The sequence below is a fragment of the Streptomyces sp. NPDC046860 genome, assembly GCF_040645115.1.
Lineage (GTDB): Bacteria > Actinomycetota > Actinomycetes > Streptomycetales > Streptomycetaceae > Streptomyces.
Genome location: NZ_JBEYXQ010000002.1, coordinates 310208 through 323202, shown reverse-complemented (window position 1 = coordinate 323202; position 12995 = coordinate 310208). Strand labels below are relative to the sequence as shown.

The 12995-nt window shown below is 73.2% G+C and carries 13 protein-coding genes; 7 read left to right on the top strand and 6 right to left on the bottom strand.

Annotated elements, in window-relative coordinates; all coding sequences use genetic code 11:
• Positions 1–6: 6 nt before the first annotated feature.
• The 4 genes from ABZ898_RS04975 to ABZ898_RS04960 are packed head-to-tail and all read right to left on the bottom strand — an operon-like array spanning position 7 to position 3411.
• Positions 7–660, bottom strand: coding sequence for a M15 family metallopeptidase (locus tag ABZ898_RS04975; RefSeq protein ID WP_361652844.1), 654 nt, complete (start codon positions 658–660; stop codon positions 7–9).
• Complete coding sequence (locus ABZ898_RS04970; RefSeq protein WP_361652842.1) at positions 657–1700, bottom strand: GNAT family N-acetyltransferase; 1044 nt, start codon at positions 1698–1700, stop codon at positions 657–659. The genes ABZ898_RS04975 and ABZ898_RS04970 overlap by 4 nt, the downstream gene beginning before the upstream one ends.
• Positions 1697–2281, bottom strand: coding sequence for an NUDIX domain-containing protein (locus ABZ898_RS04965; protein WP_361652840.1), 585 nt, complete (start codon positions 2279–2281; stop codon positions 1697–1699). Before ABZ898_RS04965 ends, ABZ898_RS04970 begins: the two co-directional genes overlap by 4 nt.
• A complete protein-coding gene (locus ABZ898_RS04960; protein WP_361652838.1) occupies positions 2278–3411 on the bottom strand; it encodes an NUDIX domain-containing protein in 1134 nt (377 codons plus the stop codon). The genes ABZ898_RS04965 and ABZ898_RS04960 overlap by 4 nt, the downstream gene beginning before the upstream one ends.
• 405 nt (positions 3412–3816) lie before the next feature.
• On the opposite strand from ABZ898_RS04960, the gene ABZ898_RS04955 reads away from it, so the two are divergent.
• The 4 genes from ABZ898_RS04955 (at position 3817) to ABZ898_RS04940 (ending at position 8017) form a co-directional block, all read left to right on the top strand.
• Complete coding sequence (locus tag ABZ898_RS04955) at positions 3817–4503, top strand: response regulator transcription factor (RefSeq protein WP_361652836.1); 687 nt, start codon at positions 3817–3819, stop codon at positions 4501–4503.
• A gap of 166 nt (positions 4504–4669) precedes the next feature.
• On the top strand, positions 4670–5893 hold the full coding sequence (locus ABZ898_RS04950; RefSeq protein ID WP_361652834.1) for a fused response regulator/phosphatase: 1224 nt from the start codon (positions 4670–4672) through the stop codon (positions 5891–5893).
• A 139-nt stretch (positions 5894–6032) separates the two neighbouring features.
• Positions 6033–7574 carry a CHASE3 domain-containing protein gene (locus ABZ898_RS04945; RefSeq protein WP_361653128.1) on the top strand — a complete coding sequence of 514 codons (1542 nt, stop codon included), beginning with the start codon at positions 6033–6035 and terminating at the stop codon, positions 7572–7574.
• The gene (locus tag ABZ898_RS04940; RefSeq protein ID WP_361652832.1) at positions 7571–8017 is read left to right on the top strand and encodes a response regulator; all 447 of its coding nucleotides are present in this window, start codon (positions 7571–7573) and stop codon (positions 8015–8017) included. Before ABZ898_RS04945 ends, ABZ898_RS04940 begins: the two co-directional genes overlap by 4 nt.
• Before the next feature lie 71 nt (positions 8018–8088).
• Here the strand turns inward: ABZ898_RS04940 and ABZ898_RS04935 are convergent, their stop codons facing one another.
• Together ABZ898_RS04935 and ABZ898_RS04930 are read right to left on the bottom strand one after the other, a co-directional pair.
• The gene (locus tag ABZ898_RS04935; RefSeq protein WP_361652830.1) at positions 8089–9774 is read right to left on the bottom strand and encodes a DEAD/DEAH box helicase; all 1686 of its coding nucleotides are present in this window, start codon (positions 9772–9774) and stop codon (positions 8089–8091) included.
• 87 nt (positions 9775–9861) lie between these two features.
• Entirely contained in the window at positions 9862–10065 is a 204-nt protein-coding gene (locus ABZ898_RS04930) for a cold-shock protein (RefSeq protein ID WP_007502648.1), read from the bottom strand.
• Between the two features lie 278 nt (positions 10066–10343).
• On the opposite strand from ABZ898_RS04930, the gene ABZ898_RS04925 reads away from it, so the two are divergent.
• From ABZ898_RS04925 to ABZ898_RS04915, 3 genes are all read left to right on the top strand, one after another.
• Positions 10344–10691 (top strand): DUF1330 domain-containing protein, encoded by a 348-nt coding sequence (locus ABZ898_RS04925; RefSeq protein WP_361653126.1) that lies wholly within the window; start codon positions 10344–10346, stop codon positions 10689–10691.
• A 160-nt stretch (positions 10692–10851) separates the two neighbouring features.
• Entirely contained in the window at positions 10852–11808 is a 957-nt protein-coding gene (locus ABZ898_RS04920; protein WP_361652828.1) for an STM4015 family protein, read from the top strand.
• A 10-nt stretch (positions 11809–11818) separates the two neighbouring features.
• Entirely contained in the window at positions 11819–12964 is a 1146-nt protein-coding gene (locus ABZ898_RS04915; RefSeq protein ID WP_361652826.1) for an STM4014 family protein, read from the top strand.
• The last annotated feature ends 31 nt before the right edge of the window (positions 12965–12995 follow it).

The window sequence follows — 12995 nt, the reverse complement described above, 5'->3', positions numbered from 1 at the left end:
CGGGGTTCACCGGTCCAGGCCGGTCGGACCGTAGGGGGCGGTGGGGTTGTTCGTCTGGAGGGCCCAGTAGCGGTCGCCCCAGCTCCAGTGCCACCACTCCGTGGCGTAGTTGACCAGCCCGGCCTCCGACAGCGTGCCGGCCAGGATGTCCCGGTTGGCCCTGGCCTCGGAGCTGATGTTCGTCGCCGAGGTGTAGCAGGCGCCCTCGCTCTCCTCGGGATCGGCGTTCAGCCGGGTGCCCAGGTCCAGTTCGCGGCCGTCGGCGCTCATCAGGGTCAGGTCCACGGCCGCTCCCGCGCCGTGCGGGGCCATCTCCGGCGGGGAGACGTAACGGCTGGCCGCCTCCCGCACGCGCGACGGGGGCCAGTCGGGGTTGTCCCGGCCGAGCACGTCGCTGTACTCGTCGAAGTACCGCCGCTGCAGGGCGGGTGGCCGGTACCCCTCGACGTACAGCAGCCGCAGGCCGTCCGGCAGGAGCGACTGGGCGTGCAGCAGGCGGTGCAGCACCCCCGGGCGCAGATGGGCGAAGGCGCCCGCGGCGTCCTGCCTGCGCGGGTCGACCCGGAGGGCGCCGTGCGCCCGGACGTCCACCAGCGGTTCGCCGCACTCCCGCACCGGGACCGCCGCCACCCGCCGGTCCGCCATCAGAACGATGCTCATTGCGTCCCCCAGTCCCAGGTGTCGAAGTAGGCGGCCACGCCGGTACGGCGGGCCTCCAGCACCGCGCGGAGCCGCGCGAAGTCCCGAGGCGGCATCAGAGGCCGCCATCGCTCCAGCGGCAGCACCCGCACCTCGTCGTGCTCACGAGGGTCGAGCCGGATGTCCCGGATACGGGCCTCGTCCAGCCGCCCGCCGTCGAAGACCAGTCCCATGGTGCTGTACGGCCACTCGGCGCCCGGCAGTCCGTACACCGTGGCCAGCAGCTTCGGAGGTCCGCCCAGCTCGATGCCGGTCTCCTCCCGGCACTCGCGCACGGCCGTCTCCCAGGGCCGCTCGCCCGGGTCCATCGTGCCGCCCACCAGCTGCCACGGGTGGGTCGGGCTGTACACCCCGTGCAGCTGCACCGGCCGTTCCCGGCCGTCGGTGAAGAGGACGCAGGCGAAGCCGGTCGCCTTCATGACCGTCTCGGCGTACTGCTCCGGCGGCAGCCAGACATGGCCGGTCTTCTCGTCCACCCGGCCCCGGAGCGGCGGCTCCGGCCATGTCATCCGCATGGGCGCCAGGCTGCCGCAGAATCCCGAGGCACGGAAGAGCGCCGCCGCCGCGCCGGGCACGTCCGCGTCGACGGGGGACACCCGCTCCGCCCGGAGCCCGCCGAGCAGCGCGGTCAGCGCCGCCTGGCCGAATCCCCGGCGGCGCCAGGAGGGATGCGTGGCGACGGCGTGCACGCGGGCGGCACGCCCCGAGGGCGAGGCCGGTTCCGGCAGCACGGAGTGGACCAGCGCGAGCGCGCAGGACGCGAGGGTGCCGTCCGGGGCGTCGACGACGCGGGCGCGGGCGTCGCCGCCGGGGGCGAGCCGGGCGGCCAGTCCGGCGCCGGAACGGGCGATCCACTCCCGCGTCAGCGGCTCGCCGAGCACGAAGGCGGACCGGAGCCGGACGATCCCCTCCGCGTCGGCGGGGGTGGCGGGCCGGACGGCGGGCTTTGAGGGCGCGCTGCCGGAGTGCTGCGGGCGGGCGTGCAGGGCTTCGCTGTTCACGAGGCGTCTCCAGGGGGTGCGGCGGGCCGGCCCGGTGCCGAACCCTGCGGAGGCGGCGGGGAAGTGGTGTCGGGGACGACGCGGAGCCGGTCGGCCGTCACGTCGTGGGCGACCGGGTCGCCGGGGTGCTGGAAGTGCACGGCCAGGTGGTCACCGGCCCGGTAGGCGTCCAGTCCGGCCCGGCAGTACGCCACCATCGGGTCGGGCAGCGCGTCCAGCCGGGCCCAGGTCATGGCGTCGCAGAGGTGCGGCTCCATCAGGCGGGGTTCGCCCGCCCACCGCAGGACCTCGAAGAAGAAGCCGACCCGGGCGTCCCCGCCGGGGGCCCGGTGGTGGACGCCGACCGCCGCGCGCACGTCCGCCCGGCCGACGACGACACCGGTCTCCTCCCGGGCCTCCCGGATCAGCGCGCCGGTCATGTCCTCGTGCGGACCGTCCAGGTGCCCGGAGGGCAGATGCCAGAGCCCCGCCGCGTACACCGCCCCCGCCCGCCGTGACACCAGCACCTCGGGACCCGTGCCGCTCTCCCGGCGCAGGATCAGGTGGACGTCGACCGGCACGGTGTGGCGCCGCCCGCTCATGCCGGGCACCAGCCCAGCTCCGAGTAGGCCCGGCCCGCGCGGATGCCGTCGATGGCCACGCGGGTGTAGGGGACGAGCTTCTCCGGCAGCCCGTCCGGGGCCCACCAGCGCCATTCCAGGCACTTGTCCGGCTCCCTCAGCCGGGGTGTCCCCTGCCAGCGGCGGGCCCGGAAGACGAGTTGGAGGCGTGGCCGCGCCGCCGGGCCGTTCAGCACGTGCACCACATGGGCCAGGTCCACGTCGGCGGGGTCGATGACCAGGCCGGCCTCTTCGTACGCCTCCCGCACCAGGCACGTGACGGCGGACTCCCGCTCGCAGTGCCCGGCCAGGAAGTGCCAGGTGGACCCGGCGAACGCCGAGCCGGGATGGCGAAGACCGAGCAGCACGCGGCCGTCGCCGTCCTCCGCGTAGAGATGGGCGCCGACGATGTTGGGTTCGGTACCGCGCGCGTCGGGGGCCTTCGCCGGGCGGGGGACCGCTCCGACGGCCGGCGGAGGCGCGGAGCGGGCCGCGTGGCGCAGCAGGAGCGCGCGGGTCCCGGGGTCCAGCCGCAGCCGGTGCAGCTCGTCGGGGCGGAGGGTGTCCTCCGGGGTGCGGTCCCCGGGCTCCCGGCCGCCGCCGAGCAGGGCGAAGGCGCCGGGCTCAGGGATGCCGGGTGCGTTGTCGCGCAGGTGGAGGAGGTAGCGGCCCCCGCCGTCGTGGATCAGCGCCGAGGAGTTCACCGGCGCCGGGCTGCCGTCGAGCCCCGCCGCGCTCAACCGCTCCGCCGGCGCCGGCGGTTCGAGCTTCTCCAGGGGCAGCCAGTCGGCGCCGGGCAGGGGTTCGGCCAGTTCGCGGGCCAGGTACAGCACGAAGGTGAACGTGAGGCAGGCCGGGCCCGTGGCTTCGACATGGACCGGAGAGGTCAGTAATCGGGGTGTCAGGCACAGGTCGCCCGGTGCGAGCCGGGTCCGCTCCGTGACCGCGCGCAGCGCCGCCGCGAGCAGCGTGCGGTCGCCCTCCCCGGCCCGGGCGGCCGGGAGTACGAACGGACCCCCGGCCCCGTCCCGGACGTGCAGGGCGCGCCGCTCCCGGTCGACGACGAGCGCACGGCAGGTGATGCGGGCGCCTCCCGGCGCGAACCCGCTCATGCCGTACGCCCCCGTCCGGGTACGGCCGTACGGACCAGACCGGCCCGGACCCGGTGTTCGAATGCGGAGGCGCGCGGTGCGCGGGTCGGTGCGGGATGCATGGCGTCCTCCGTCTGAGGGGCGAGTGGTACTGGTGCTCTAAAAACGCGCCGGACACCGGCCTTGTCACGGCTTTTCCGCGACGAATTCCGGAACACGCGTTCGCGCCGCCCGGTCGGCCCCGCGCGCCAAGGGGTGCCGTTCTCAAACTCGTTCGATCGGGGGAGACGCGCTCGTGCGGGGGAACGGCCCGTGCGGCGGCTGGACAAGGAGGGTCCGGGCCGCCCCGCACCCCCGAATCCCGCACGTATGACGTAAGTTGCTGCCGTTGATCCGCGGCGGCGTACGACAGGAGGGCGCGCGTCCATGACCCGGGTGCTCGTGGTGGAGGACGACCCGCAGCTCGTACGGGCCCTCGTGATCAACCTCCAGGCCCGCCGGTACGCCGTCGACGCCGCCCCGGACGGCGCCACGGCGCTGCGGCTGGCGGCGGACCAGGTGCCGGACGTAGTCGTGCTCGACCTCGGACTGCCCGACATGGACGGCGCCGAGGTCATCAGGTCCCTGCGCGCGTCCCGCAGCCGCGTGCCGATCCTCGTCCTCTCCGCCCGCCAGGCGTCCGAGGAGAAGGTCGCCGCCCTGGACGCCGGGGCCGACGACTACGTCACCAAGCCGTTCAGCATGGACGAACTGCTCGCCCGGCTGCGCGCCGCGGTCCGCCGCACCGAGGAGTGCCGCACGCCCCCGGAGACCACGCTGGTCCGCACGGCGGACTTCACCCTCGACCTGGCCGCCAAGAAGGCCGTGCGCGGCGGGCGTGACATCCGACTCACCCCGACCGAATGGCATCTGCTGGAGATCCTCGTCACCAGCCCCGGCCGCCTGGTCAGCCAGAAGCACCTGCTGCGCGAGGTCTGGGGTGTCTCCCTGAGCGACAGGACCAACTACCTGCGCGTGTACATGGCCCAGCTCCGCCGCAAGCTGGAGGCGGACCCCTCCCACCCCCGGTATCTGATCACCGAACCGGGCATGGGGTACCGCTTCGAAGGCTGAACCGCGTGCCCTTCGCGCACCCGCGCCTCGCCTCCCGGTCCGGATGGGTGAATGATGTCACCCGGACTGGTCACGCCCGGATCTTCACACTGAGTATGCTCATCCAATGTTGTCGGTCGACAACTTCTTACGTCGGGCGGCACGAGTGGGGCGAAAGGGCGAGACCATGGTGACGTCACGGGCTGAGGCCGATGAGCTGACGCCGGTGGCCGGAACAGGTGTCGAGCCGGTGTGGGACGAGCGGCAGCCGTCCGTGCTCCTGATCGAGGACGATCCGGGCGACGCGCTGCTGGTCGAGGAACTGGTCGCCGACAGCGCCCTGAAGATGCGGCTGCGCTGGGTGCGCTCGATGGCCGAGGCCGCCGAGGTGCTCGCGACCGAGCGCCCCGACTGCGTCCTGCTCGACCTGCACCTGCCCGACGCGAGCGGCCTCGAAGCGGTCTCCCTGGTCAAGGCACGCGCCGACCGGGTGGCCATCGTCGTCCTCACCGGCCTGGCCGAGGAGCAGACCGGGCTCGCCGCGGTCACCGCCGGAGCCCAGGACTACCTCGTCAAGGGCCGTGTCGAACCCGAACTCTTCGGCCGCGCCGTCCGCTACGCGATCCAGCGCAAGCAGGCCGAACAGTCGGCGGTCGCGCTCCAGGCCAGCCTGATGCAGGCCCAGGAGAACGCCCGTCTGGAACGCGGGCTGCTGCCCCGCCCGCTGCTGCGCGCCGACGGCGTCCAGGTCGTCGCCCGCTACCGCCCCGGCCGCGCCCAGGCGCTGCTCGGCGGCGACTTCTACGACATCGTGCAGAGCGCGGACGGCACGGTGCACGCCCTGGTCGGCGACGTCTCCGGCCACGGACCGGACGAGGCCGCCCTCGGCGTCGCCCTGCGGATAGCCTGGCGCACACTAGTCCTCAGCGGCATCACCGGCACCGAGCAGGTGGCCCGCCTGGAGGAGATCCTGGTCGCCGAGCGCGCCAGGGAAGAGGTCTTCGCCACCCTGGTCAGCCTGTCCGCCGTCCCCGGCGAACGCCGGGCCAGCGTCGTGCGGGCCGGCCACCACGGACTGCTCCGGCGCGGTGCGGGGGACGTCGACTGGGTCGAGGTGCCGGGCGGACCGGCGCTGGGCCTCGTCCCCGGCGGCGCCCGCTGGCCCGTCGCCGAACTGCAGGTGCCGCCGGGCGCCTCCGTGGTCCTCTTCACCGACGGGCTCTTCGAGGGGCACGTGAGCCAGGGCCCGCAGCGCCTCGGCGAGGAGGGTCTGCTCGAACTCGCCCGGGAGGCGGCCGGGCTGGGGCCCGACGACTTCGTGGACCGGCTCATCGGCGACGCCGAGGGCCTGGCCGAGGAGCGCGGCGGCCTCGCGGACGACGTGGCCGTGGTCCATGTGAGCTGGAACTGAGAAACGTGAGACGAGAGAAACGAGTGGGACGCGTGAGCGACAAGTCGGTTCGGAGCACAGGGTGAGGAACGTCACGGGCAAGCCGTGGACCGGACGCCGGCTGACCGTGCAGGGCTGGTTCTACCTGGTGCTGTCGCTGATGGCCCTCTTCGTCCTCCTGGGCACGGTGGTCGGCGCCAACCTGCTGAACCGTACGGCGTCGGTCACCGACACCATGCTGAGCAACGTCCAGCCCGCGCAGACGGAGGCGTACCGGCTCCAGGCCGCGCTGGTCAACCAGGAGACCGGCATCCGGGGCTACGCGATCACCGCCGACCCCCGCTTCAACGCGCCCTACGCCCAGGGCAAGCAGGAGGAGGCGAACGCGGCCGACAACCTGCGCCGGCTGATCGGGGACCGCCCCGAACTGCGCCGTGACCTGGACGCGATCGAGCGCGGGGCCGCCGCATGGCGCCGCGACTACGCCGAGCCGCTGTCCCGCTCCATCACCCCCGGCCGCCCGAAGGCGCTGGACCAGCAGAAGCTGGAGCGCGGCAGGCAGGACTTCGACCGCCTGCGCGCCCAGTGGAGCCTGCAGAACACGCACCTGGCCGAGGCGGTCAGCGACGGGCGGGCCAAGCTCGCGCACGAGCGGAACCTGCGCAACACCGGGCTCGCCGCCATGGTGGCCGCCTTCCTGCTCACCGGCGCGGTGCTCGCCGTCTTCGTACGGCTGCTCGTCACCCGGCCCCTGGAGCGGCTGCGCACCGCCTCCCGCCGGGTCGCGGGCGGCGACTTCGAACACGTCATCACCGGAGGCGGCCCGACCGACCTGACGGCCCTCGCCGACGACGTGGAGGGCATGCGCAAGCGGATCGTGGCCGAGCTGGACGCCTCCCACGCCCAGCAGCGTGTCCTCGCCACCCAGGCCGCCGACCTGGACGCCCAGGCGGTCGAGCTGCGCCGCTCCAACGTGGAGCTGGAGCAGTTCGCCTACGTCGCCTCCCACGACCTCCAGGAGCCGCTGCGCAAGGTCGCCTCCTTCTGCCAGCTCCTGGAGAAGCGGTACTACGACGAGCTGGACGACCGCGGCCGGCAGTACATCGACTTCGCGGTGGACGGCGCCAAGCGCATGCAGGTGCTCATCAACGACCTGCTCACCTTCTCCCGCGTCGGCCGTCTCACCGACGACCGCGTGCCCGTGGGCCTGGACAAGTCGCTGGAGAAGGCGCTGATGAACCTGGGCACCGCCGTGGAGGAGTCCGGCGCCCGGGTCGAGCGGCCGGACGGGATGCCCGAGGTGGTGGGCGACCCGACCCTGTTCGCCATGCTCTGGCAGAATCTGGTCGGCAACGCCCTGAAGTTCCGCCACCCCGACCGCGCCCCGCAGGTCATCGTCACCTGCGAGGACGACCCGGACGAGCCGGGCACCCTGCTCCTGAGCGTCACGGACAACGGCATCGGCATCCCCGGCGAGTTCGCCGAGAAGGTCTTCGTCATCTTCCAGCGACTGCACAGCCGGGACGCCTACGGTGGGACGGGCATCGGCCTGGCGCTGTGCAAGAAGATCGTGGAGCACCACGGCGGCAGGATCTGGCTGGACACCGAGTACGTCGACGGCACCCGTTTCCGCTTCACCCTGCCCGGGGCGACCATCCAGGACGAGCCCGGCACCCACCCTCAGAAGAAGGCCCTGACATGACGACTCCCGACGCCACCCCGATCGACGTCCTCCTCGTGGAGGACGACCCCGGCGACGAGCTGATGACCAGGGAGGCCTTCGAGGACAACAAGATCGGCAACACGCTGCACGTGGTCCGCGACGGCGAGGAGGCGCTGGACTTCCTCTACCGGCGCGCCGGCCACACCGACGCGCCCCGGCCCGACCTGATCCTGCTGGACCTGAACCTGCCCAAGTACGACGGGCGCCAGGTGCTGGAGCGGATCAAGTCCGACCAGGACCTCGCCGACATCCCCGTGGTCGTCCTCACCACCTCGGCGGCCGAGGAGGACATCCTGCGCAGCTACAAGCTGCACGCCAACGCCTACGTCACCAAGCCGGTCGACCTCGACCAGTTCATCGCCGCCGTCCGCCAGATCGACGACTTCTTCGTCCAGGTGGTCCGCCTGCCCCGGCGCCGGTGATCCGTACCGGCCCAAGCGAACAGAAAACCCCCCGACCGGCCCGGTCGGGGGGTTTTTCCGTTGCTCTGGGCTCAGCTCGCGGCCGGGCGGCGGCCGCCTCGGCGGTCGGCACCGCCGGTGCCCGCCGCCCGCTCGCCCGGACCCCTGCGCGCGGCACCGCGCGGGGCCGCCTTGCCGGAAGCCGTGCCACCGGCGCCGCGGCGGCCGCCCGTGCTCTGGCCCTTGGCACCCTCCGCGCTCGCGCGACGGCCCGTACCGCGCCCGCCGGAGGCACCCGTGCCGCCGCCGCTCGCCGTACCCGGCTTGGAACGGCCCTCGGACCCCCGGCCCTGGCCGCCCGCGCTCGTGCCCTCACCGGCACCGGCCGGACGGCGTCGGCGGCCCGCGCGGCCACCCGCCCCGGAACCGGCGCCGGACCCGCGGGCCGGACGCGCCTTCGGCGGCGTCGGCTCCGGGGCCGCGATGACCACGGCCACGCCCGAGGGCTCACGGGCACCGGTGATGGTGACCAGCTCCGGGGCGCTGGAGGTGACACGGGCCGTCTTCGGGCGGATGCCGGCGGCCGACATGAGCTGGTTGACCTCCCGCTTCTGCTCGGGCAGCACCAGCGTGACCACGCTGCCGGAACCGCCGGCACGGGCGGTGCGGCCGCCGCGGTGCAGGTAGTCCTTGTGGTCGGTCGGCGGGTCGACGTTCACGACGAGGTCGAGATCGTCGATGTGTATACCGCGGGCCGCGACGTTGGTCGCCACCAGCGCGGTGATCTCGCCGGTCTTGAACTGCTCCAGCGCGCGGTTGCGCTGCGGCTGCGAGCGCCCGCCGTGCAGGGCGGCGGCGCGGACCCCGACCGACAGCAGGCGCTTGGCGAGCCGGTCGGCGGACCGCTTGGTGTCCAGGAACAGGATGACCCGGCCGTCACGGGCCGCGATGCGCGTGGTGACGGCCTTCTTGTCGGTCTCGTCCTGGAGGTGGAGCAGGTGGTGCTCCATCGTGGTGACCGCACCGGCGGACGGGTCCACCGAGTGCACCACGGGGTCGGTCAGGAACCGCTGCACCAGCTTGTCGATGTTCCGGTCCAGCGTGGCGGAGAACAGCATCCGCTGGCCGTCGGGGCGTACCTGCTGGATCAGCCTGGTGATCTGCGGCAGGAAGCCCATGTCCGTCATCTGGTCGGCCTCGTCCAGCACCGTGATGTCGACGTCGTGCAGCACGCAGTCGCCGCGCTCCACCAGGTCGTTCAGACGGCCGGGGCTCGCCACCAGCACCTCGGCGCCGCGCCGGAGCGTGGCGGCCTGCTTGGTGATCGACAGACCGCCGACCACCGTGGCCATGCGCAGGTTGACCGCCGTGGCGTACGGGGTCAGCGCGTCCGTCACCTGCTGGGCCAGCTCACGCGTGGGCACCAGGATCAGGGAGAGGGGGGCCTTGGGCTCGGCGCGCCGTCCCGCCGTACGGGCGAGGAGGGCGAGGCCGAAGGCCAGGGTCTTGCCGGAGCCGGTACGGCCTCGGCCCAGGAGATCACGGCCGGCCAGCGAGTTCGGCAGCGTGGCGGCCTGGATGGGGAAGGGGGTGGTCACCCCCTGAGCGGCCAGCGTCTTCAGCAGCGCCGCGGGCATGTCGAGGTCGGCGAACTCAGCGACGGCCGGCAGCGCGGGTGTCGTGCTCTCCGGCAGGCGGAATTCCTGGGGAGCACTGGGAGCCGGCGAGGGCCGGGACGACGACGAGCCGCGGTTCGGCTTCTGATACCTGCGGGGCATGCGGTTACTGCCTTCCTCAACACAGCACAAACCGGGGTCCGCACCATGACGGTGCGGACCCCGGTGAGCGAGATACGCGTCCTGCGATCAGGCGGGAACGATGTTCTCGGCCTGGGGGCCCTTCTGGCCCTGCGTGACGTCGAACGAGACCCGCTGGCCCTCCTGGAGCTCACGGAAGCCCTGGGTGGCGATGTTCGAGTAGTGGGCGAAGACGTCCGGGCCGCCGCCGTCCTGCTCGATGAAGCCGAAGCCCTTTTCCGAGTTGAACCACTTGACGGTTCCCTGTGCCATGACTTTCTCCTTCTGATGGCAGAGGCCCCATCCGGAGATGCCGGAAAACAAAATGCGCCTGAAGGAGAAACATTTCCCGTCAGGCGCACATAAAGTTCATGGGTACCACAACTGCAACAAGAGAAAGAGTAGCACAGATCCGCCCCGGAAGCCGGGAGCACCGTGCCGCTCCGGCCCGTCGCGATCGATCACCCGGCGGACCGTCGACGCCGGTCAGCGGGGGTGGCAGGATCGGGCGTCGCGAAGATCCGATGATCGCCGACGCTGTGGAGGACCCGATGACCGCCTACGCCGTTGCCCATCTCCGCGAGGCCACCCCGCACCTCGAGATCGCCGAGTACATCGAGCGGATCACCGCCACCTTCGAGCCCTACGGCGGCCGGTTCCTCGTCCACGGCGCACAGCACGAGGTGAAGGAGGGCGTCTGGCCCGGCCATGTCGTGATCATCGGCTTCCCGGGGATCACCGAGGCGCGGGCCTGGTGGGACTCGCCCGCCTACCAGGAGATCGCCCCGCTGCGCTCCCGGCACATCGCCGGGGACATCGTCCTGGTCGACGGCGTCCCCGAGGGGTACGACCCGGCGGCCACCGCGAGGACGCTCCGCGAGGCCCTGCCCGCCGAGTAGTCCGCCGCGCGGTCCGCCGCGTGGCGCTCCAAGGCCGTGGCGCTCCTCAGCCGTGGTTCTCCACAGGCGGCGGGGCGGTTGTCAGTGCGGGTTGGTAGAACTTCCGGACACGCCGTGGACCGCACACGTTCGCGCCCATCGCACGTCAGGAGCAGCCCGTATGACGATCAATCAACACCTGGGAGAGCTGTACGGCCTCCCCGCGTTCGACTTCCCCGACGCGGAAGCGGAGGTGGAGCTGCCCGAGCCGGACGCCGTCGCGTGGCGGATCGCCGGGGACGTGTACGACGCGGAGGAGGAGTGGACGGACGCCTTCGCCCGCTTCCTCGCCACCGTGCACACGACGCGCGTCCGGGCGCTGATCGTCGGCGCCTGGACGGACGCGTACGAGACGGACTCCTCCGCCGCGACGGCCGCGCTGCTCGCCGCCCGCGACCGGCTGCCCGCCCTGCGCGCGCTGTTCCTCGGCGACCTCGTCATGGAGGAGGCCGAACTCTCCTGGATCCAGCAGTCGGACGTCACCGGACTGCTCACCGGCTTCCCGGAGCTGGTGGAGTTCGGGGTGCGCGGCGGCACCGGGCTCGAGTTCCACGCGCTCACCCACTCCGCGCTGTCCAAGCTGGTCGTGGAGACCGGCGGGCTGCCCGCCGAGGTCGTGCGGGGCGTCGGCGGCAGCGACCTGCCCGCGCTGGAGCACCTCGAACTGTGGCTCGGCGACTCGTCGTACGGCGCCGACAGCGAGGTGTCCGACCTGGAGCCGATCCTCTCCGGCGCCCGGCTGCCCCGCCTGCGTCATCTGGGGCTGCGCAACAGCGAGATACAGGACGCGATCGCGGCCGCCGTCGCCGCCGCGCCCGTCGTGGACCGGCTCCGGACGCTGGACCTCTCCATGGGCACCCTCGGCGACGAGGGCGCCGCCGCGCTGCTCGCCGGCCGGCCGCTGACCCACCTCGACTTCCTCGACCTGCACCACAACTACTTCACCGAGCCGCTGCGTCAGCGCCTTCGGGACACCCTCGAACCGGCGGGCGTCCGGCTCGACCTGAACGACGACGACGCCGACTCGTACGAGGACAAGGACGGCACGGTCCAGCGGTTCGTGGCGATCGGCGAGTGAGCGGCCCTCCATGAACCGGTGTTTCACGGTGGTCGGCAACCCCGCGGGCCGCAGGGTCACCCTCTTCGCCCGGGCCGTCGAGGCCGCCGGGCTGCCCGCGCCCCGCGTGGTGCCCTGGCTTCAGGTGCTGCGCGAAGGCGGGGCCCGCTTCGGGACGCAGGAGATCGTCCGCGTCGACTCGCCAGGAGAGGACCCCGAGGTCGACCTCCTCCTGCGCGGCGTGCCCGACCCGACCCGCGTCGAAGGCTCGGCCCGCTGGTACGAGCGCTTCACCGCGGCCCTGGGCACCCTGCGCGGCGGCGTACGGCTGGACGGCGCCGACGACGTGGCCGTCATGTTCGACAAGCGGCGCTGCCACGCGGTCCTCGCCGCGGCGGACGTCCCGGTGCCCGAATCGCCCACCTCGGGCCCGGCGGGTGCACCGGTGCGCGGCTGGGACGACGTGCGGGCGCTGATGCGCGAGCACCGCATGCCCCGGCTGTTCGTCAAGCCCGCGCACGGTTCGTCGGCCTCCGGTGTGCTCGCCGTGGACTCGGCGGCCGGCGGCCGGATCAGGGCCACCACCTCCGTCGAACTCGACGCGGAGGGGCGGCTGTTCAACTCCCTCCGGATACGCCGGTATCAGCGGGAGCGGGACATCGCCGCCATCGTGGACGCGCTCGCCCCGGACGGCCTGCACCTGGAGCGCTGGGTGCCCAAGGCGTCCCAGGACGGCCGCGCCGCCGACCTCAGGGTGGTCGTGGTCGACGGCCGCGCCACCCACGCCGTGGTCCGCACCGGCGCCGGACCGCTCACCAACCTCCACCTCGGCGGCCACCGGGGCGATCTGGCCGGAGCCAGGCGGGCCGCCGAGAGCGCCGGCCTGCGCTGGCCGGAGCTGCTCGGGATCTGCGAGCGGGCCGCGGCCTGCTTCCCGGACACCCTCTGCGTCGGCGTCGACCTGCTGCCGGCCGTCGGCTGGCGCCGCGCCTTCGTCGGCGAGGTCAACGCCTTCGGCGATCTGCTGCCCCGGCTCACCGGCCTGCCCGGCAGCGGCGCCGAGGGCCTCGACACCTACGCGGCGCAGGTCGCCGCCGCCCTGCGCCGGGCCCCGCTCACCACGCCGCCCGGCCCGCACCACCCGCACAGAACAGGAACCACCCATGCCAGCGCCTGACCCGGCCACCGCCCGCCTGCCCGAAGTGGCC

Bases quoted from the DNA above. Each gene is read 5' to 3' on its own strand.
- ABZ898_RS04960 (WP_361652838.1), bottom strand. From the start codon at position 3,411: ATGAGCGGGTTCGCGCCGGGAGGCGCCCGCATCACCTGCCGTGCGCTC.
- ABZ898_RS04965 (WP_361652840.1), bottom strand. From the start codon at position 2,281: ATGAGCGGGCGGCGCCACACCGTGCCGGTCGACGTCCACCTGATCCTG.
- ABZ898_RS04950 (WP_361652834.1), top strand. From the start codon at position 4,670: ATGGTGACGTCACGGGCTGAGGCCGATGAGCTGACGCCGGTGGCCGGA.
- ABZ898_RS04945 (WP_361653128.1), top strand. From the start codon at position 6,033: ATGGCCCTCTTCGTCCTCCTGGGCACGGTGGTCGGCGCCAACCTGCTG.
- ABZ898_RS04915 (WP_361652826.1), top strand. From the start codon at position 11,819: ATGAACCGGTGTTTCACGGTGGTCGGCAACCCCGCGGGCCGCAGGGTC.
- ABZ898_RS04935 (WP_361652830.1), bottom strand. From the start codon at position 9,774: ATGCCCCGCAGGTATCAGAAGCCGAACCGCGGCTCGTCGTCGTCCCGG.
- ABZ898_RS04925 (WP_361653126.1), top strand. From the start codon at position 10,344: ATGACCGCCTACGCCGTTGCCCATCTCCGCGAGGCCACCCCGCACCTC.
- ABZ898_RS04975 (WP_361652844.1), bottom strand. From the start codon at position 660: ATGAGCATCGTTCTGATGGCGGACCGGCGGGTGGCGGCGGTCCCGGTG.
- ABZ898_RS04940 (WP_361652832.1), top strand. From the start codon at position 7,571: ATGACGACTCCCGACGCCACCCCGATCGACGTCCTCCTCGTGGAGGAC.
- ABZ898_RS04930 (WP_007502648.1), bottom strand. From the start codon at position 10,065: ATGGCACAGGGAACCGTCAAGTGGTTCAACTCGGAAAAGGGCTTCGGC.
- ABZ898_RS04920 (WP_361652828.1), top strand. From the start codon at position 10,852: ATGACGATCAATCAACACCTGGGAGAGCTGTACGGCCTCCCCGCGTTC.
- ABZ898_RS04955 (WP_361652836.1), top strand. From the start codon at position 3,817: ATGACCCGGGTGCTCGTGGTGGAGGACGACCCGCAGCTCGTACGGGCC.